This window comes from Planosporangium thailandense, from assembly GCF_011947195.1.
Lineage (GTDB): Bacteria > Actinomycetota > Actinomycetes > Mycobacteriales > Micromonosporaceae > Planosporangium > Planosporangium thailandense.
The window spans coordinates 1-18,048 of record NZ_JAATVY010000035.1 but is presented as its reverse complement, the minus strand read 5'-3'; the positions used below and the strand labels follow the sequence as shown (position 1 = coordinate 18,048).

Sequence of the window (18,048 nt, the reverse complement as noted above, 5' to 3'; positions counted from 1 at the left end):
GGCAACGCGCGTCAGGCGCCGTGGAACTGCAGCCGCAGGTACCCGTCGAACAGCCGCGCGCCCAGCAACCGGCGGGTGTGCACCAGCAGCTTCGCCGCCGGCGTCACCACGTACCGGGTGCGCATCCGCCGCGCCCGGACCGCCCGCTCCACCGTGGCGGCCACCGCCTCGGCCGGCGCCGCCAGTAGCCGGGACCGGTACCCCGCGGCCATCTGGGCGTCGACCGCCGCGCGGAGGCTCGCGTACGGCCCGGTCCGGTCGGCGGCGCGCGCCAGCGTCCCGGCCGCCGTGTCGCCGAACCCGGTACGGATCAGTCCCGGCTCGATCACGCTCACCTGCACCCCGAACGGAGCCACCTCGAACCGGAGGGCGTCGCTCATCGCCTCCACCGCGTACTTGCTCGCGTGGTAGTACCCCCCACCGGGGAAGACCAGCCGGCCGCCCATCGAGCCGACGTTGACGATCCGCCCGCCGCCGCGCGCCCGCATGCCCGGCAGGACCAGCTGGCACAGGCGCGCCAGCCCGAACACGTTCGTCTCGAACTGCGTCCGTACCCGGTCCAGCGACACCTCCTCGATCATCCCGTACTCGCCGTACCCGGCATTGTTGACCAGCACATCGATCCCGCCGTGCGCCTTCTCGATGGCGGTCACGGCCGCCCGCATCGACGCCTCGTCGGTCACGTCGAGCGCCAGTGTCCGGCACCCCGCAGCGGCCAGCTCGTCGAGCGTCTCCGGCCGGCGGGCCGTGGCGTACACGGTCATCCCCCGCCGGGCCAGCCGCAGCGCGGTCGCCCGGCCGATCCCCGACGAGCAGCCGGTGATGAGTGCAACGGTCATGTCATCCTCTCCTCGCTCTCGTGTGCGGCACCGGCGACCAGCAGCGCCACTCCGGCGCGCAGCCGCCGCCGCGGGGCGGACGGGTCGGACAGGTCCGCCTCCAGGCCGCGGGTCAAGGCCAGCGCCAGCTCCGCCAGCTCCTGTGCGGTCAGACGGTCACCGGGGACTTCACCGGCCGCCATCGCCCCGGACACGGCCGCGCTGAGCAGGTCCCGCATCCGGGTGGTGAACGCGGCGTCCAGGTCGGCGCTGACCCGCGCGTTGGCGCCCAGCAGCTCGGCGGCGTGCGGGCTTTCACGCCACAGCCGCAGCGTGAGTTCGAGCTTGGCGTCGAGCGCCCTGGTCAGCCGCTCGGTGAGCGTTCCGCCGCCGGCGAGCGCCTCGGCGGCCTGCGCCGCGGCGCCGTCGAAGAGCCGTTGGGCGAGCCGGCGGAACGCGTCGTCCTTGTTGCGCACGTACTGGTACACCGCCGGCCGGGACATCCCGGCCGCGGCGGCGATGTCGTCCATGGTCGTGCGTCGGACGCCGTGGCGGGCGAAGCAGGCGTAGGCCGCGTCCAGGATCCGCTCCAGGCGATCGTCTGACATGCTGACAATAATTGCATGAAACGTCAGAACGTCAACGTCGCCTGTGCCACAGCCTCACGCGTCCCCGGCCACCGCCGGCGCGTCCACCTCCACGGGGTCCCCGACCGCGATCGTGCCGGTCCGGTCCGGGATCAGGTTGACGCCGAACAGCAGTCCCGCCGCGAAGCGCCGGCGCCGCCCGAGAACGCGCAGCGGCTGCCGGCCGCGCTCCGCGGTCTCCTGGTCGATCGTGGTCATCACGCAGCGACCGCAGGGCTTGGCCACCCGGAAGGCCACCTCGCCGACGCGGATCCGCCGGCCGAGCCACTCGTCCTCGGCCCAGGCCGGCGCGCCACCGACCACCACGTTCGGGCGGAAGCGGGTCATCGGCACCGGCTCCTCGCCCGCCTCGACGAGCCAGTCGTTGACCGCGTCGAGCGATGCCGAGTTGGCCAGCAGTAGCGGGTACCCGTCGGCGAAGCTGACCCGGTCACCGGGCCGAGCGTACTTCTGATCGGGCGAGCGCCGGGTCGGGTCGTCGAGGTAGACCAGGCGCACCTTGCGGTCGAGCAGCGTCGACAGCCAGTCGTCGGCGGCCGAGCCGGCCGGCGTCGCGTCCACGGTGCTGCGCCAGACGCGGACCGCCATGAGGTCGCCGCCGGCGGGTGCGGGCACGTCGAGGTCGGGCATTCCGGGGGTACGCAGGAGCAGGCCGCCCTCGCCGGTGTGGCTCGGCTGGACGAGGGCGAGCGCCGGCTCCGCGCGCTGCGTGATGAACGTGCCGTCGGGCTCGACGACGAGCCACCGCCGGTCACCGGCCAGCCCCCACGGCTCCACGACCGCGTCGTCGTGGTCGAGGCGGTGGCAGCTCTTGACCGGGTAGGTGTGGATGGACGCCAGACGCATCGCCCAAGCCTCCCATACGCGGGCACGGCGCCGGGGTCAGCTACACGCGTTGCCGTTGACCGTGCACGAGGTGGGCTCGAACTGGCGGGGCCTGGCCAGCGCCGGGTCCTTGCGAGCCTGGAACCCGACGACCACCGACCGTCCGGCGCTGACCGGGCCGTCGTGGAACGTGACCGCGCCGCCGTCGCTTTGGCGCGGGCCCGACGCGCTGTTGCTCCAGTAGTCGACCACCGTGACCCCGGCGGGCAGTTGAAGCCGCAGGTCGAAGTACTGCGGACCGGCCGCGCCGGTGGTGACCACGACCTGGGCGACGTAGCCGGTGTCCCAGGACGACGTCGTGGCGTAATGGGCCGCCAGCACGACGGGCGGCCTGGTCGTCGGGGGCGGCGGTGCCACGGTCGCGGCCGGCGGGCGGACCTGGATCGGAGCCGGGGCCGGCGCCGGGACCGAGGGCGAGGTCGGCGCGGACTCGCTCGGCGCAGACTCGCTCGGCAGCGGCGGGGCCGGAACGGCCGATTGCGGCGCCCCGCTCGACGGCATCGCCGACGGCAGGGGCCGGGCCTGCGTCCCGCCCCGCGGAAAGGCCTCCTCGCTCACGGTGGCCCGATCGGTCTGGCAGCCGGCCAGCCACCAGCTCAGCCCGAACATCAGACCGATCGCGATGCCGCCGGCGATGACGGTACGACCGAACATCCGGGTGCCGTCACCCACCCTCCGGACGGACGACGTCGCCGCCGGACGTTCCACGCTGGCCTCCCCTGGTCGCAACCGTGCCCCGCCAACAGATCCACTACCGCCGATAATGCGCCACCCGCGGCCCGAGCGTTACCCGCTGGGATGGAAACGACGCCGGGGTGATCGGCCGACCTGGTCACGGTGCGCCTGGACACGGTACGCACCGCAGGCGTCTCCCCCAGCCCTTCGGTGGCCGGGTGGCCATCTCGATGGTGGAGCCGTTCGTCGGGGAGCCGGTCCGCACATATTCCTGGCGGCCGCCCGGGCGCTGATCGGCCCAGATCACTCATGTGGCCCTTACCGCGCTCGGTTAGTCGCCCGCGCGCGCCAACTGCTCGCCGAGGATCTCCGCGAGGGCCCGCATCGCCTGGCCCCGGTGGCTGATCGCGTCCTTCTCCTCCGACGTGAGCTCGGCATTGGTCCGGCTGTTGCCCGTCGCCACGAAGATCGGGTCGTATCCGAACCCGTTCTCCCCGCGCGGCTCCCGGATCAGCCGGCCGGGCAGGTGGCCGTGGGTGATGTACTCCCGGCCGTCCGGGAACGCCAGCGCCGCCGCGCACACGAACGCGGCGCCCAGGTGCTCGTCGGGCACATCGGCGACCTGTCCCAGCACCAACCGCAGGTTGGCCTCGTCGTCACCGTGCCGGCCGGCCCAGCGGGCGCTGAACACGCCCGGCATGCCGTTCAGCACGTCGACGGTGATCCCGGAGTCGTCCGCGACCGTCGGCAGGCCGGTGGCCTCCACCCCGGCCCGGGCCTTGATCAGGGCGTTCTCCTCGAACGTGAGGCCGGTCTCGGGCGTCTCCGGGTAGGGCGGAACGTCGTCGAGCCCCACGAGCTCCACGTCGACCCCGGTCGCGTCCAGGATTCGCCGCAGCTCGCCCAGCTTCTTGGCGTTACGCGTGGCCAACAGCACCTTCACGACAGCGCCTCACGCTGGATGCGGGCCAGCTCGACGCAGCCGGCCGCGCCGAGGTCGACCAGGGTGTCCAGCTCGGCCCGGGTGAACACGCCCTGCTCCCCTGTGCCCTGGACCTCCACGAACTCACCGGTGCCGGTGCAGACGACGTTCATGTCGACGTCGGCCACGACATCCTCCTCGTAGCACAGATCCAGCCGCGGCTCGCCGCGGATGATCCCGACGCTCACGGCGCTGACCGACCGGTGCATCACCTTCTCCACCGAACTCTTCAGCGCGCCGTCCTTGGCCAGCCACGACACCGCGTCGTGGAGCGCCACGTACGCCCCGGTGATGGCGGCGGTGCGGGTGCCGCCGTCGGCCTGCAGCACGTCACAGTCGAGCACGATCGAGTTCTCGCCGAGGGCCTTCAGGTCGACGCAGGCCCGGAGGCTGCGCCCGATCAGCCGGGAGATCTCATGCGTACGGCCGCCGATGCGGCCCTTGACGCTCTCCCGGTCGCTGCGGGTGGTCGTCGCGCGCGGCAGCATCGCATACTCCGCGGTGACCCAGCCGAGGCCGGAGCCCTTGCGCCAGCGCGGCACCCCCTCGGTGACGCTGGCCGTGCACAGGACCTTGGTGTTGCCGAACTCGACGAGCACCGATCCTTCGGGGTGCATGCTCCAGTTGCGTTGCAGGGTCACCGGGCGCAGTTGATCCGGTGCGCGTCCATCTGGTCGGGCCATGCGATCACCCTAAGCGGCGCGTCCGACGCTTCTCACGTGAGGCCCTTGTTCTCTTTGGGCTCGGCGTTCGGGTCCACCTTTCGGTCGTCGCGCAGCGGCAGGTAGGGCTCCTGGTCCTCCGGCCGCAGGCCGCCCTGGATGGCCCGGGCACGCTCGAGCTCCGCGTCGAACTCGGCGCCCAGCAGGATCGCGATGTTGGAGATCCACAGCCAGACCAGCGCCGCGATCACCCCGCCAAGGGTGCCGTAGGTCTTGTTGTACGAGGAGAAGTTCGCCGCGTACAGCCCGAAGAGGCCGGAGGCGACCACCCAGATCACGACGGCGAGCAGGCCGCCCGGCGTGATCCAGCGGAAGCCGGTCTGCCTGGCGTTGGGCGCCAGGTAGTACAGCAGCGCGAACGCCAGGCTGACCAGCACCAGCAGCACCGGCCATTTCACGATCGACCAGACCGTGACGGCGGTCTGACCGACATGCAGCGCGTTGCCGACGACCGTGGCGAGCCTGCCGGTGAAGACGACGATCACCGCGCTGACGACCAGCAGTACGCCGATCATGATCGTCAGACCTACCCGCAGCGGCAACGTCTTCCAGAACGGCCGCCCCTCCGGCACGTCGTAGATGGCGTTGGAGGCGCGCATGAAGGCCCCGATGTAAGCGGAGGCCGACCAGAGGGCGCCGAGGATACCGACGACCGCCGCGATACTGGCCCCGCCGCTGTGCAGGTGCGCGATCGCCGGCCCGACGATCGGCTTCGCCGTCGCCGGGACGAAGCTCTCGAGGGTGCTGATCACCGTGTGGGTTGCGCTCTTGCCGAGGAAGCCCAGCGCCGACGTCAGCGCCAGCAGCCCGGGGAACAGCGACAGGATGGCGTAGTAGGTCAGCGCGGCCGCCCAGTCACCGAGGTTGTCGGACTGGAACTGCTTGAACGTGCGCTTCAGCACGCCCTTCCAGTCCGGCTTGCGCAGCTCGCTCGGGCCGTCGGGCCCGTGCTTCTGGTTTTCGGCCAGCTCCTGCTGTTGTCGTTCCCGCTGATCCGGCTGAGCCTGATCCGGCTGCCCCTGATCGTGCTGTCGGTCGCGCTGGCGGGGAACCTCCTGCTGCCGGTCACGCTGGTCGACCTGATCCCGCCGTGGGTCTCGCTGTTCCACCGTTGGCTCCTTCCGGGGTCCAACGCAGTGATTCCCCGAACGCCCACGGTGAATCGTCAATGGGACAGCATTAGCGCCCGTAGGACGACCGTCGCGGTCAGATCTCGTACCGGCAGCCGGGGCGGACGACCTCGACCGGGCCGGCGAACACGGCCGACGCCGACTCGACCGTCGACACCTCGCTGCCCCACGCGGTCACCAGGTGGGTCAGCAGCAGCTTGCCCACCCCGGCCTTCGCCGCGTGCTCGCCCGCCTCGCGGCCGGTGAGATGCAGGTCGGGCGGGTTGTCCTCGCCGTCGAGGTAGCTCGCCTCGCACAGGAACACGTCCGCACCCTGCGCCAGGCGCAGCAGCGACTCGCAGGCGGCGGTGTCGGCCGAGTACGCCAGCACGCGGCCGCGGTGCTCCACGCGTACGCCGTAGGTCTCGACGGGGTGGTTGACCCGGTCGACGGTGACCTGGAACGGGCCGATCGGGAACGAGCCCGGCTGGAGCGCGTAGAACGAGTAGACGTCGTCGAGCGGCCCCTCCTCGGGTCCGCCGTACGCGGTGGCCAGTCGCTCGGGGGCGCCCGGCGGCGCGTACACCGGGATGCGCGGCAGCGGGCCGGTCGGTGCGTAACGGCGCGCCACCACGTACGAGCAGGCGTCGAAGACGTGGTCGGCGTGCAGGTGCGACAGCAGAATCGCGTCGATCGTATACAGCCCGGAGAACCGCTGCAGCGCCGACAGCGCGCCGGTGCCGAAGTCGATCAGGAGCCGGAACCCGTCCGCTTCGAGCAGGTACGACGAGCAGGCCGACTCGGGGCCCGGAAAGCTGCCGGCACAACCAATGATCGTCAATCTCATGCGGCCACCTTTACCGGGGCGACGCCGGTCAGGCCGACCTCGGGGCCGATGAAGCGGCGGGCCAGGCGGGCGAACTTGTCCGGGTCGCTGGTGGCCAGGAACCGGTGCTCCGGCGGTGGCGCGTCGTCGGGGCGCAGCAGATCGCGCTCGGTCAGCATCCGGTAGACGTCCTTCGCTGTCTCGTCCGCGCTCGACACCAACGTGACCCCGTCGCCCATGACCAGCCCGAGCAGCCCGGCCAGCAACGGGTAGTGGGTGCAGCCGAGGACCAGCGTATCGACCTGGGCACGCTGGAGCGGCTCCAGGTATGCGCTCGCGAGCCCCAGCAGCACCCGGCCCGAGGTGACGCCGCGCTCGACGAAGTCGACGAACTGCGGGCAGGCGGCGCTGTGCACGGTGACCTGCGGCGCGGCGGCGAACGCGTCCTCGTACGCCCGGCTCTTGATCGTCGCCCTCGTGCCGATGATGCCGATGTGCCCGTTGCGGGTCGCCGCGGCGGCCCGGCGCACGGCCGGCCGGATCACCTCGACGACCGGTACCGGGTAGCGCTCACGCGCGTCGTGCAGGCACGCCGCGGAGGCGGTGTTGCAGGCGATCACCAACAGCTTGACGCCCTGCTCGACGAGGTGGTCGAGGCATTGGAGCGCGAAGCGGCGCACCTCGGCTATAGGCTTGGGGCCGTAGGGCACATTCGCGGTGTCTCCGACATACAGGACCTGTTCGTGCGGCAACTGGTCGAGGATGGCGCGAGCCACGGTCAGTCCGCCGACTCCTGAGTCGAAGATCCCGATGGGCGCGTCCGTCACGCAGCGCAGCCTACGCCGACAAACCCGACTGTCCCTCAACATCACGCACGACATGTCGCCAACGTGACATCCCCGTTCACGCCGGGTGAGAACCCGTGACGTGACGTGAATTTCACGTTGCGGACAGTGAATCGCACCCTTGCCACATTTCGTGAGATCAACTTCAAAAAGGAAGGGCTCCGAAGATGAACGGCAGGATCGCCACTCCGGTGGCGGTGAACAGCACCCCGGCGGTCCCCCGGACGAAATTCCGGCACCGGGCGAGGGTCCGACCCCGCTCGGCAAACGCCCTGCTCCGCTCGGCGACCACCCGCCTGTCGACGGTGCCGTGGGAGAACCTCGCCCGGCAGGCGTTGGCGGACCTGCGCATGCCCGGCACGTGGGACACGGAGGTACGGCTGCGTCGCCTCGTCGGCGTCAGCGCGTGGGCGCTGCTGCTCGGCCTTGTCGGACTGGTCCTCGGCGCGCGCGTCCTGTTCGGCATCTTCACCGCGATGCCGCTGTGGTACGTGACGCTGCTCTTCGCGCTGGGCATCCCCGGCGTCATCGCCACCGTGGGCGCCTTTCTCACCCTCCACAAAGGTCAGCTGACCTGGAAACTGATGGGCATCGCCTCGGCGGCAGAGGTGCTCACCGTCGCCGCGACGCTCCTGTCGTAACCGCGCCCATCGACAGCGAAGCCACGCCCCCCGGTCACGGAGGCGTGGCTTCACCGATGTCAGTCGCGGGCTTCAGGCCCAGAGCTGGCCCTCCAGCTTGTCCTCGGCCTCGCCCAGCGTGCCGGTGTAGGCGCCGGTCGACAGGTACTTCCACCCGGCGTCGGCGACGACGAACGCCACGTCGGCGCGCTTGCCGGCCTTGACCGCCTCGTGCGCGACCGCGAGGGCCGCGTGCAGCACCGCCCCGGTGGAGAAGCCGACGAACAGCCCCTCGACCTCGACGAGCTGCCGGGTGCGCAGGACGGCGTCCCGGGTGCCCACGGAGAACCGGCGGGTCAGGACGGTCGCGTCGTAGAGCTCGGGGACGTACCCCTCGTCGATGTTGCGCAGGCCGTACACCAGCTCGCCGTAGCGGGGCTCGGCCGCGACGATCTCGACGCCCTCGACCTTCTCCCGCAGGTACCGCCCGACGCCCATCAGCGTGCCGGTGGTGCCCAGGCCGCCCACGAAATGCGTGATCGTGGGCAGGTCCCGCAGCAGCTCCGGCCCGGTGCTCTCGTAGTGCGCCCGGGCGTTGGCCTCGTTGCCGTACTGGAACAGCATCACCCAGTCGGGGTGCTCGGCGGCGATCTCCTTGGCCATGGCGACGGCCCGGTTCGACCCGCCCGCCGCCGGCGAGAAGATGATCTCGGCACCGTACATGCGCAGCAGCGCCACCCGCTCGCTGGAGACGTTCTCCGGCATGACGCAGACCAGCCGGTACCCACGCAGCTTCGCCACCATCGCGAGCGCGATGCCGGTGTTGCCGCTCGTCGGCTCGAGGATGGTGTCCCCCGGACGCAGCCGGCCGGCCTCCTCGGCGGCCCGGACCATCCACAGGGCGGGCCGGTCCTTGATGCTGCCGGTCGGGTTGCGGTCCTCCAGCTTGGCCCACAGCCGTACGTCGGCGCTGGGCGACAGCCGGGGCAGTCCGACGAGCGGGGTGTTGCCGCAGGCGTCCAGAAGCGACTCGTAACGAGCCATCGGTCTAGGCCCAGGTCGCGAGCGCGCCACCGGCGACGGCGGGCAGGATCGTCACGTTGTCGCCGTCGCTGAGCTTGGCGTCCAGGCCGCCGATGAACCGGACGTCCTCGTCGTTGACGTAGATGTTGACGAACCGGTGCAGCGCACCCTCGTCGGTGATCAGTCGACCCCGCAGGCCGGCGTACTTGCCGTCCAGGTCGGTGAGGAGGTCGGCGAGCGTGTCGCCGGAGCCCTCGACGGCCTTGGCGCCGCCGGTGTACGAACGCAGGATCGTCGGAATGCGAACCTCGATGGCCATGATTTCTCGATGCTCCTCAAAACTCGGGCAGACGGGTGGACAGTGGTGACGGCTGGATCGGTCGCGCGGCGGCGTCAGCTGCCGGCGGGACACTCGTAGTCGACCGCTGCCGGGCTCTGCCCGAACATGTAGGACTGGACGGCGTGCTGGTCCACTCCCGCGTTGACGACGTGGACGGGCTCCTCGGTGACGACCCCGTCCACGATGCGGTAGGACCGGATCTCGGTGGTCTCCGACTCCCGCGTGGAGACGAGCAGGTAGTGCGCCTCCGGAATCTGGGCGATCCCGACGTCGGTGCGCGACGGGTAGGCCTCCGTGGCGGTGTGCGAGTGGTAGATGACCACCGGCTCCTCGTCGCGGTCGTCCATCTCCCGCCACACCCGCAACTGCTCCATCGAGTCGAAGCGGTAGAAGGTCGGGGAACGCTCGGCGTTTTCCATCGGAATATGGCGGGTCGGCCGATCCGACCCGATGGGTCCGGCCACGATCCCGCACGCCTCGTCGGGGTGGTCCCGGCGGGCGTGCGCGACGATCGCTTCGAGGATCGCGGCGTCGATGGTCAGCACGCGCCCAGATTACCGAACCCGCAGCGGCGCGTGGCAGGTGAGCGCCATCACGTGTGCATGGTCACCCCATGAGGGCGTCGACCAGGGACTCCTGCAGCTCGCTCAGGTAGGCGTACACGGACAGCTGCGCGGCCCGGACCGAGACCGGATCCCGCAGCACCGCCTCGTCCATCTCCTCGACCAGGTCGGTGTCGTCGCGCAGGCCCAGGTGCAGGCCGAGGGCGAGCCGGGCGTCCGTGAGGCCGCGCAGCCACACCTCGGCCTGCTCCTCGTCGAGGCGGACCTCGCCGCCGCCCGGCGGCAGCGCGGCCAGCATGGCGCCGGCCTGGTCGAGCTTGGCCGATTTGAGGTCGTCTTCCATGTACCGACGCAGCTCTGCAGAGGTGTCCGGATCGTCCGGGTACATGTCTGGAAAGAGCCTGGCGACCACGGGGTCGGCGCGGTCGAGCCGCTCCGACAGCAGCCCCACCACCTCGATCATCACCTGCTGGAGCACGGCCGCCCCGGACGGGTCGAAACGGCCGACGCACACGTCGCCTTCCCGTACGAACATCACGACTGGTCCACCGTCGCCCACAGCCCGTACGCGTGCAGCCGGGACGCGTCGTGTTCCATCCGCTCCCGGGCGCCGCTGGACACGATCGCCTTGCCCTTGTGGTGCACGTCCAGCATCAAACGCTCGGCCTTCTCCCGGCTGTAGCCGAACAGCTTCTGGAACACCCAGGTCACGTAGCTCATGAGGTTGACCGGATCGTTCCACACGATCGTCACCCAGGGTCGGTCGGTCGCCGGCACCTCTGTGGTGTCGGGGGTTTCGACCGGGGTCACCTGTGGGGCCGCCATAGCGCCATTCTTCCCCGTGTCATCCCGGATAGCGACAACCGCGCCGAATCGCCGTGAGGTGGTCGTCACTGTCCGGGCGGATCAGGTGAGCAGGACGCCGTGATCGACCGTGTCGGCGGCCACAACCGCGAGCGCTTCCCGCAGGTACGCGAAGCGCTCCGCGAGCTCTCGCCCCAGCTCGACCTCGAGCGCCTCGACCGTGTGGTCGAGCCAGTCGCGACAGCGGCCGCGGTCGGTGTTGCCCGGCTGCCCGCCGTAGCAGTTCGCGCTCAGGGCCGCGCCGATCGGCGGCAGCAGCTCGTCACCGGCCGGACGGGATCCGACAGCGGCGAAGCCGGCGACCGCGCCGTGTCCCGCCGTCACGGCGACGCCCCCGGTCGACGTGACCAGCAGGGCCCGGTCCCACTCGGGCGCACCGCCGTCGGCGGCCAGGATCGCGCGCCGGGTGGCCCGCCGGACGCGCTCCACGGCCGCCCCGTCGGGCGGCGCCACCAGGATCGTCCCGAACACCGTACGCATGATCGCCGTGGCGCTGTCGTCAACGGTCCGGGTCGCGCGCACGGACAGCGCGTGCAGTTCACGGTCGATGACGTACGGCAGCCGCGCGCAGCCGTCCGAGCGGTTGATCTCCCGGGCGCAGCGGAGGCGGATCGCGGCCAGGGCACCGGACAGCCACTCGCGCGCCTCGGCGGCGAACGCCCGGATCTCGCGGTCGAGCACCCGCGCCCACTGCGCGTCGGTTGCGCCGTCGGCGACGCGCGGCGCGCCCGCCCCGGACGGACTCGGCCCGACCGGGCCGTCGGGGCCCGCGGGCAGCTCTCCCGGCGCCGGCTCGGTGAGCGCCCGGCGCAGCGCGCCGATGCCGAGCCCGACGAGTCCGCGGGCCGCCTCCTCCACCGCCGCCGGCGATGCGCCGTCGCAGCTGCGGATCGTGCTCACCGCGTACCACCGGGAAGTGGCCAACCGGGGCGCGTGGTCGTGCACCAGCTTCTGGTTGGCCGACAGCACCGCCGGCCACTGCGGGTACGAGTCAATCTTGGTCAGCACGAACGTCACGGGCACACCGCGCTGCTCGACCTGGGCCAGGAAGTCGAGCTGCTCGGCCAGGAGCGCGGTCGAGGCCTCGGTCACGAACAGGAGCCCGGCGCCCGCGTCGAGCGCGTCGAGCACGATGTCGGTGTACACCCGGTCGAACCCGCCCACTCCCGGCGTGTCGACCAGGTTGACCTTGCGCAACAGGTCGGCGGAGTGCAGCACCTCGACGCGGCGGGGCGGGCGGCCGGGCCCGCCCCGTACGACCGCGCCCGCGTCGCCCACGCGCAGTTGGTCCACACTGAACGGTCGGGGGGTGCGGCGGCCCGGCACGTACGCGTACGCCCTCGGCTCCTCGCCGTGCCGGATGGACACGTAGGCGCAGGTCACCGGGGACCCTGGGACGATCCCGCCGCCGGCGGCGGCCGGCGGCGCCAGCAGGGGCGCGTCCAACAGCGCGTTCGCCACGGAGCTCTTTCCGCACCGAGGGGCGCCCGCGATCACGATCGTGGGTACGCCGCCGGCGTCCGCCGCTCCGGCCCGCGCCACCCTGCCCCTGGACATCGCGGCCGGTGGTCCGGAGACGGCCGTTCCGCGGGTCATCATCGGCGTATGCGGCACTGCCGACTTCATGCGCCGCCCTCCCGGACTCGGGTCGGAGCTGATCTCCGACGGAGCATCTGGGTCGGAGTGCCACCGACGGACCATCTGGGTCGGAGTGCCTCCGACAGCAGCCACCGGCCCCGTGCCGGTCGGCACCGGAACGTTACGTGAGCGGTCACTTACGAGGGCAGGAGAGACGGTACTCAAAGGACGGACGCACCACTACTCAAAGTTTCCGCGTCGCAAGGGTGCGCACAGTAACGGCAACATCTATATGCTGCGACCGTGCCTCCGTGGAGTTTCGTCGGGCGCGGTGATGAGCTGTCCCGGCTGACCGAGGCGGCCGCGGGCGCCACCGGCCGCGGCCTGATCGTGGGTGGCACCGCCGGGATCGGCAAGAGCCGGCTGCTCCGCGAAGGTGTCGCCCGCCTGGACACCGAGCGCCTGTCGGTCTGGTCGACCACGGCTAACGCGGCGACGGCCGGGCTCCCGCTGGGCGGTCTGTCCCAGATGCTGCCCGCCGACCAGCCGGCCCCCGCCTCCACCTCCGGCCTGCTGCGCTGGGCCGTCGACGCGCTGCGCCAGCAGGCCGGCGGACGCCCGATGGTGCTCGCGATCGACGACGCCCACCTGCTCGATCCCCTGTCCGCGACGCTGGTCTACTACCTCGCACGCAGCGAGCACGCGACCGTGCTCGCGACGATCCGCACCGGCGAGCGGGTGCCCGACCCGGTCCGCGCACTGTGGACGGACGATCTTGTCGAACGGGTCGAGCTGGGGCCGCTCACCCAGGCGGAGGTCGCCGACCTGCTCGCCCAGGTGCTCGGCGGGCCGGTCGACTCCGCGTCGATCGACCGGCTGTGGCAGCTGTCCCAGGGCAACGCGCTGCTGCTGCGTGAGCTGGTCCTCGCGGCGCGCTCCAGCGGGGATCTCGACGCCTCGTACGGCGTGTGGCGCTGGACCGGCCGGTTCGAGCTGGTGCCGACGCTGACCGAGGTGATCGACGCCCGCATCGGCCAGCTCACCCCTGAGGTACGCACGGTGCTGGAGCTCGTGGCGTTCGGCGAGCCGATCGGCCTGCCGCTGCTCGTACGGGCCACCGACGCCGCCGCCGTGGAGACCGCCGAGGAGCGCCAGCTCATCCGCGTCGTGCAGGACGACCGGCGGGCCAACGTCCGGCTGGCGCACCCGCTGTACGGGGAGGTCGTGCGCCAGCGCTGTCCGGTGACCCGGCTGCGGCGGCTGCTGGCCGACCTCGCCGGCCTGGTCGAGGCGGTCGGCGCCCGCCGCCGCGACGACCTGCTGCGGGTCGCGGTCTGGCGTCTCGACAGCGACACCGCCGCCGATCCGCGCCAACTGCTCGACGCCGCCCGGCTGGCGTTCGCCGGCTACGACATCCCGCTGGCGATCCGGCTGGCGCGCGCGGCGTGGAGCACCGGGGCGGGCGCCGACGCCGCCGAGACGCTCGCCACGCTGCTGATGCTGGCCGACCAGCCGGCCGACGCCCTGGCGGTCCTCGACGCCGCCACCGACCTGATCACCGCTGACGAGCAGCGCTGCACCTGGCTGTGCATCCGGGCGGTCATCTCGTACTGGGGCCTGGCCGAGGAGTGCGCGCGCGAGCAGCTGGCCAAGGAGGGCGCACTGCTGGCCGCGCCGTGCGCCCAGTCGTGGACCCGGGCCATCGAGTCCGTGATGCGCCTGCACCACGGCGAGCACGAGACCGCGCTCGAGCTCGCGCAGGGCGTGCTCGACGACGCCGAAAGCGCCGCGGGCGCGCGGGCGATCGCCGCCACCACGATTGCCCAGCTGCACGCCGCGCGTGGCGCATTTGTGCAGACGATGCGCGCCATGGCGGCGGTCGAGGCGGACGCTCCGCGGTGGCGGCCCCAGGCGCCCCACATCCAGCTCTCCGTCGAGCTGGCCCGCGGCACCGCGATGATCCGCGCCGGTGATCTGGGCGCGGTGCAGACGATGGTGGCCGCCGAGTTCGCCGGGCTCGCCGACGCCGGCGAGTTCCGCCTCGGCTCCGGGTACGTCACCCTGGTCCGCGCCCAGGCCGCCCGGCTGCGCGGCCGGCTACACGACGCCGCCCGGTACGCCGGCCAGGCCGCCGCCCTGCTCGCCACCAGCAAGCTGTACGCCCCGCTGTCCTTCGCCGAACGCGCGCACGTCGCGGCGCTGTCCGGCGACCTGACGCTCGCCGCGCAGGCGATGGCGCAGTGCGACGCCAGCCACCGGCCCACCGTGGACATCCACTATCCGTGGCTCGAGCAGGCCCGGGCCTGGGTCGCGATCGGCGCGGGCGACACCCGCACCGGCGTCGAGACGCTCACCGACCTGCTGGGCCGGCTGCGCGCCGACCGGTTCGCCGGCCACGAGCTGCACGTTCTCCACGACCTGGTCCGCCTCGGCCGGGCCGACGAGGTCGTCGAGCGCCTGGCGGAGCTGGCCACCCGGCTGGAGGGGCCGCTCGCACCGGTGATGGCCTGGCACGCCCGCGCGGCCGCCGACCGGGACGGACGTGGCCTGCTCGCGGCCGCCGAGGCGTTCGCCAACCTCGGCCTGTCGATGTACGCGGCGGAGGCCGCGGCGACCGCCATCCCGCTGCTGCGCGCGAGCCGGGCGCCCCAGACCACGGCGGCCGCGGAGCTGCTGACCGTCCTGCTGGCGCGCTGCGATGGGGTGAAGTCCCCCACGCTGGTGGTCACGCAGCCGGCGCTGACCACCCGGGAGCGCCAGATCGCCAGGCTCGCCGCGGCCGGCGTACCCAGCAAGGAGATCGCCGACCAGCTCTTCCTGTCGGCGCGCACGGTCGACAACCACCTGCTCCGGGTGTACGCGAAGCTGGGCGTGGCCGGCCGGTCGGAGCTGGCCGGCGCGCTGCGGGCGCTGCCGGCGGACGACTGACCGATCACGATTCCGAGCCGTAGCCGCGCCGCATTAGGCTGGTGACCCGTGAACTCAGATACGGCGCTGCTCACCGACCATTACGAGTTGACGATGCTGTCGGCCGCCCTGCGCGACGGCACCGCCGACCGTCAGTGCGTGTTCGAGGTGTTCGCCCGCCGGCTGCCGCTGGGCCGCCGGTACGGGGTGGTCGCCGGCACGGGCCGGGTCGTCGAGCGGCTGTCGGAGTTCACCTTCTCCCCCGAGATCGTCGACTGGCTGCTCGCCCGGCAGGTGGTCGACGAGCAGACCGCTGACTGGCTGCGGTCCTACCGGTTCCGGGGCGACATCGACGGGTACGCCGAGGGCGAACTGTACTTCCCGAACTCCCCCATCCTCACGGTCAGCGGGACGTTCGCCGAGTGCGTGGTGCTGGAGACGTTCGTGCTGTCGGTGCTCAACCACGACTGCGCCGTCGCGTCGGCGGCCGCCCGGATGGTCACCGCCGCCAGGGGCCGGCCGCTGATCGAGATGGGCTCCCGCCGTACCCACGAGGAGTCCGCCGTCGCCGCTGCCCGGGCCGCCTACCTCGCCGGCTTCGCCTCGACCTCCAACCTGGCGGCCGGCAGGCGGTACGGCATCCCGACCGCCGGTACCGCCGCGCACGCCTTCACGCTGCTGCACGACGACGAGAAGGCGGCGTTCGCCTCGCAGATCGACACGTTCAGCAAGGACACCACGCTGCTGGTCGACACGTACGACATCAGCCAGGGCATCCGGAACGCGATCGCGGTGGCCGGTCCCGATCTCGGCGCGATCCGCATCGACTCCGGTGACCTGTCCGTGCTCGCGCAGCAGTCCCGGGACCTGCTCGATGAGCTGGGCGCCACCGATACCAGGATCATCGTCTCGGGTGACCTCGACGAGTACGCGATCGCGTCGCTCGCCGCCGAGCCGGTCGACGCGTACGGCGCGGGTACGGCCGTCGTCGTCGGCTCCGGCGCGCCGACCGCCGGGATGGTCTACAAGCTCGTCGAGGTGGACGGCCAGCCGGTGGTCAAGCGTTCGGAGAACAAGGCCACGGTCGGCGGGCGCAAGACGGCGGTGCGCCGGCACAAGCCCACCGGCACGGCCACCCAGGAGATCATCGTGCCGCAGGGTACGGCGGAGCCGCAGCCGCACGACCGGGCGCTGCAGCGGCCGTACGTGCGCGGCGGCGAACCGGTGGCCGACCTGCCCACGCTGACCGAGTCGCGCGAACTGCTGCGCCGTAACCTGATCTCGATCCCCTGGGAGGGCCTGAAGCTGTCCCAGGGCGAGCCCGCGATCCCGGTGACCTGTGTGCCTGCGAAGGAGACGCCATGACCCGCGCTCTGATCATCGTTGACGTCCAGAACGACTTCTGCGAGGGCGGCTCCCTGGCCGTCGGCGGCGGCGCCGAGGTGGCGAGTGCGATCTCCAAGGCGCTGTCGGCTGACAGCGGCGGCTGGGACCACGTCGTGGCCACCCAGGACCACCACATCGACCCGGGCGCGCACTTCGCCGAGCACCCCGACTTCGTCGACTCGTGGCCGGCGCACTGCGTCGCGGGTACGGCCGGACAGGTGTTCCACGCCAATCTCGACACCGACCGCGTCGAGGCGGTGTTCACCAAGGGCGACCACGCCGCGGCGTACTCCGGGTTCGAGGGGCACGCCGGTGGGATCGGCCTGGCGGCGTGGCTGCGGATGCGCGACGTGGACGCGGTCGACGTCGTCGGAATCGCGACCGACCACTGCGTACGCGCGACCGCGCTCGACGCCGCCCGTGAGGGCTTCGACACCACCGTGCTGCTGAACCTGACGGCCGGGGTGGCCCGGGCGACCGTCGACAAGGCACTGTCGGAGCTGAGGTCGGCGGGCGTCACCCTGAAGGGGCAGCCGGTCGTCCGGTCCTGAGTAGTTCGTCCCGGACAATAAGTAATCTCCGGATTTACGGACCGTAGCGCAGTTGCGGTCGGGTCAGCTACGCTAACCGCACCTCAGAGGGCCACCGTATCGGTGGTCACACGCGGGAGGCGACGCAGTGAGCCTGTCGATCCAGACCCGCCGGCAGAGCGAACGGGAAGCCCTGATCACCCTGCACGGAGAGGTCGACTACGCCACGGCCCTCGAGCTTCGGGCCGTAATCTCCGCAATTCTCAGCACCGGTGACGTCGACAAGATCACCTTGGATCTGGCCGGCGTGACGCACCTGGACTCCACCGGAGTCGGCACCCTCGTGGCAGCCGCCCGAATCTGTGACGACGTGGCGGTCGAGTTCCAGATCTGTCAGCCCAACCCCTTCATCGCCACGCTGTTCACCGTCATGGGGGTCGCCGAGATGCTCGGCATCCCGGCGGCGCCCACCATCTCTCCGAGAACCCTGCGGGCACGGGTACCGTCCCCCGCATCCCGGGTCGCCTGATCACCGCGGCCGGCGCCGCGTCAACGGCCATCACGCACGGCAGCGCGGCCTGCAACGGTCATTCATGCGAAACGCCCGCCCCCTTCGCAGGGAGCGGGCGTTTCGCTTGTGGCTGGCGTGTCAGTGTTCGCCGGCGGTGTCCTCCTGGTAGCGGGCGCCACCGCGCTGCTCGGCGCTGCCGGGCAGCGCGCCACCCTCC

20 protein-coding genes are annotated in these 18,048 nt (G+C 71.9%); 5 read left to right on the top strand and 15 right to left on the bottom strand.

Annotated features, from left to right (window positions below):
- Positions 1-11 precede the first annotated feature (11 nt).
- The 9 genes from HC031_RS28910 to murI form a co-directional block, all read right to left on the bottom strand.
- Positions 12-839 carry an oxidoreductase gene (locus HC031_RS28910; RefSeq protein ID WP_167928616.1) on the bottom strand — a complete coding sequence of 276 codons (828 nt, stop codon included), beginning with the start codon at positions 837-839 and terminating at the stop codon, positions 12-14.
- Positions 836-1,426, bottom strand: coding sequence for a TetR/AcrR family transcriptional regulator (locus HC031_RS28905; protein WP_167928615.1), 591 nt, complete (start codon positions 1,424-1,426; stop codon positions 836-838). The genes HC031_RS28910 and HC031_RS28905 overlap by 4 nt, the downstream gene beginning before the upstream one ends.
- Before the next feature lie 54 nt (positions 1,427-1,480).
- A complete protein-coding gene (locus HC031_RS28900; protein ID WP_167928614.1) occupies positions 1,481-2,311 on the bottom strand; it encodes an MOSC domain-containing protein in 831 nt (276 codons plus the stop codon).
- 36 nt (positions 2,312-2,347) lie between these two features.
- On the bottom strand, positions 2,348-3,058 hold the full coding sequence (locus HC031_RS28895; RefSeq protein WP_167928613.1) for a cellulose binding domain-containing protein: 711 nt from the start codon (positions 3,056-3,058) through the stop codon (positions 2,348-2,350).
- 298 nt (positions 3,059-3,356) lie between these two features.
- Complete coding sequence (rdgB, locus tag HC031_RS28890) at positions 3,357-3,968, bottom strand: RdgB/HAM1 family non-canonical purine NTP pyrophosphatase (protein WP_167928612.1); 612 nt, start codon at positions 3,966-3,968, stop codon at positions 3,357-3,359.
- Positions 3,965-4,690, bottom strand: a complete 726-nt coding sequence (rph, locus tag HC031_RS28885) for a ribonuclease PH (protein WP_167928611.1) — start codon at positions 4,688-4,690, stop codon at positions 3,965-3,967. Before rph ends, rdgB begins: the two co-directional genes overlap by 4 nt.
- Before the next feature lie 32 nt (positions 4,691-4,722).
- Entirely contained in the window at positions 4,723-5,838 is a 1,116-nt protein-coding gene (locus HC031_RS28880) for a YihY/virulence factor BrkB family protein (protein ID WP_420813695.1), read from the bottom strand.
- Between the two features lie 97 nt (positions 5,839-5,935).
- Positions 5,936-6,685: an MBL fold metallo-hydrolase gene (locus HC031_RS28875; RefSeq protein ID WP_167928610.1), complete on the bottom strand. Its 750-nt coding sequence runs from the start codon at positions 6,683-6,685 to the stop codon at positions 5,936-5,938.
- A complete protein-coding gene (gene murI, locus HC031_RS28870) occupies positions 6,682-7,491 on the bottom strand; it encodes a glutamate racemase (protein WP_167928609.1) in 810 nt (269 codons plus the stop codon). Before murI ends, HC031_RS28875 begins: the two co-directional genes overlap by 4 nt.
- 185 nt (positions 7,492-7,676) lie before the next feature.
- Here murI and HC031_RS28865 point away from each other — a divergent pair, with 185 nt between their 5' ends.
- Positions 7,677-8,150: a hypothetical protein gene (locus tag HC031_RS28865; RefSeq protein WP_167928608.1), complete on the top strand. Its 474-nt coding sequence runs from the start codon at positions 7,677-7,679 to the stop codon at positions 8,148-8,150.
- 72 nt (positions 8,151-8,222) lie between these two features.
- On the opposite strand, the gene HC031_RS28860 is transcribed toward HC031_RS28865, so the two are convergent.
- The 6 genes from HC031_RS28860 to HC031_RS28835 all read right to left on the bottom strand — a co-directional run bounded on the left by HC031_RS28860 (position 8,223) and on the right by HC031_RS28835 (position 12,545).
- Entirely contained in the window at positions 8,223-9,173 is a 951-nt protein-coding gene (locus HC031_RS28860) for a PLP-dependent cysteine synthase family protein (protein WP_167928607.1), read from the bottom strand.
- Between the two features lie 4 nt (positions 9,174-9,177).
- Positions 9,178-9,471, bottom strand: a complete 294-nt coding sequence (locus HC031_RS28855; protein WP_167928606.1) for a MoaD family protein — start codon at positions 9,469-9,471, stop codon at positions 9,178-9,180.
- Positions 9,472-9,545: 74 nt separating this feature from the next.
- On the bottom strand, positions 9,546-10,037 hold the full coding sequence (locus tag HC031_RS28850) for a Mov34/MPN/PAD-1 family protein (RefSeq protein WP_167928605.1): 492 nt from the start codon (positions 10,035-10,037) through the stop codon (positions 9,546-9,548).
- Between the two features lie 61 nt (positions 10,038-10,098).
- On the bottom strand, positions 10,099-10,590 hold the full coding sequence (locus HC031_RS28845; RefSeq protein WP_167928645.1) for a DUF2017 family protein: 492 nt from the start codon (positions 10,588-10,590) through the stop codon (positions 10,099-10,101).
- Positions 10,590-10,880: an ATP-dependent Clp protease adapter ClpS gene (gene clpS / locus HC031_RS28840; RefSeq protein ID WP_167928604.1), complete on the bottom strand. Its 291-nt coding sequence runs from the start codon at positions 10,878-10,880 to the stop codon at positions 10,590-10,592. The genes HC031_RS28845 and clpS overlap by 1 nt, the downstream gene beginning before the upstream one ends.
- 81 nt (positions 10,881-10,961) lie before the next feature.
- Positions 10,962-12,545: a dynamin family protein gene (locus HC031_RS28835; protein WP_167928603.1), complete on the bottom strand. Its 1,584-nt coding sequence runs from the start codon at positions 12,543-12,545 to the stop codon at positions 10,962-10,964.
- Positions 12,546-12,800: 255 nt separating this feature from the next.
- On the opposite strand from HC031_RS28835, the gene HC031_RS34600 reads away from it, so the two are divergent.
- From HC031_RS34600 to HC031_RS28815, 4 genes are all read left to right on the top strand, one after another.
- Positions 12,801-15,425, top strand: a complete 2,625-nt coding sequence (locus tag HC031_RS34600; RefSeq protein ID WP_167928602.1) for a LuxR C-terminal-related transcriptional regulator — start codon at positions 12,801-12,803, stop codon at positions 15,423-15,425.
- 48 nt (positions 15,426-15,473) lie between these two features.
- The gene (locus tag HC031_RS28825) at positions 15,474-16,769 is read left to right on the top strand and encodes a nicotinate phosphoribosyltransferase (protein ID WP_167928601.1); all 1,296 of its coding nucleotides are present in this window, start codon (positions 15,474-15,476) and stop codon (positions 16,767-16,769) included.
- Positions 16,766-17,341 carry an isochorismatase family protein gene (locus tag HC031_RS28820; protein WP_167928600.1) on the top strand — a complete coding sequence of 192 codons (576 nt, stop codon included), beginning with the start codon at positions 16,766-16,768 and terminating at the stop codon, positions 17,339-17,341. Before HC031_RS28825 ends, HC031_RS28820 begins: the two co-directional genes overlap by 4 nt.
- A 127-nt stretch (positions 17,342-17,468) precedes the next feature.
- Positions 17,469-17,849, top strand: coding sequence for an anti-sigma factor antagonist (locus tag HC031_RS28815; RefSeq protein WP_167928599.1), 381 nt, complete (start codon positions 17,469-17,471; stop codon positions 17,847-17,849).
- Positions 17,850-18,048: the final 199 nt, after the last annotated feature.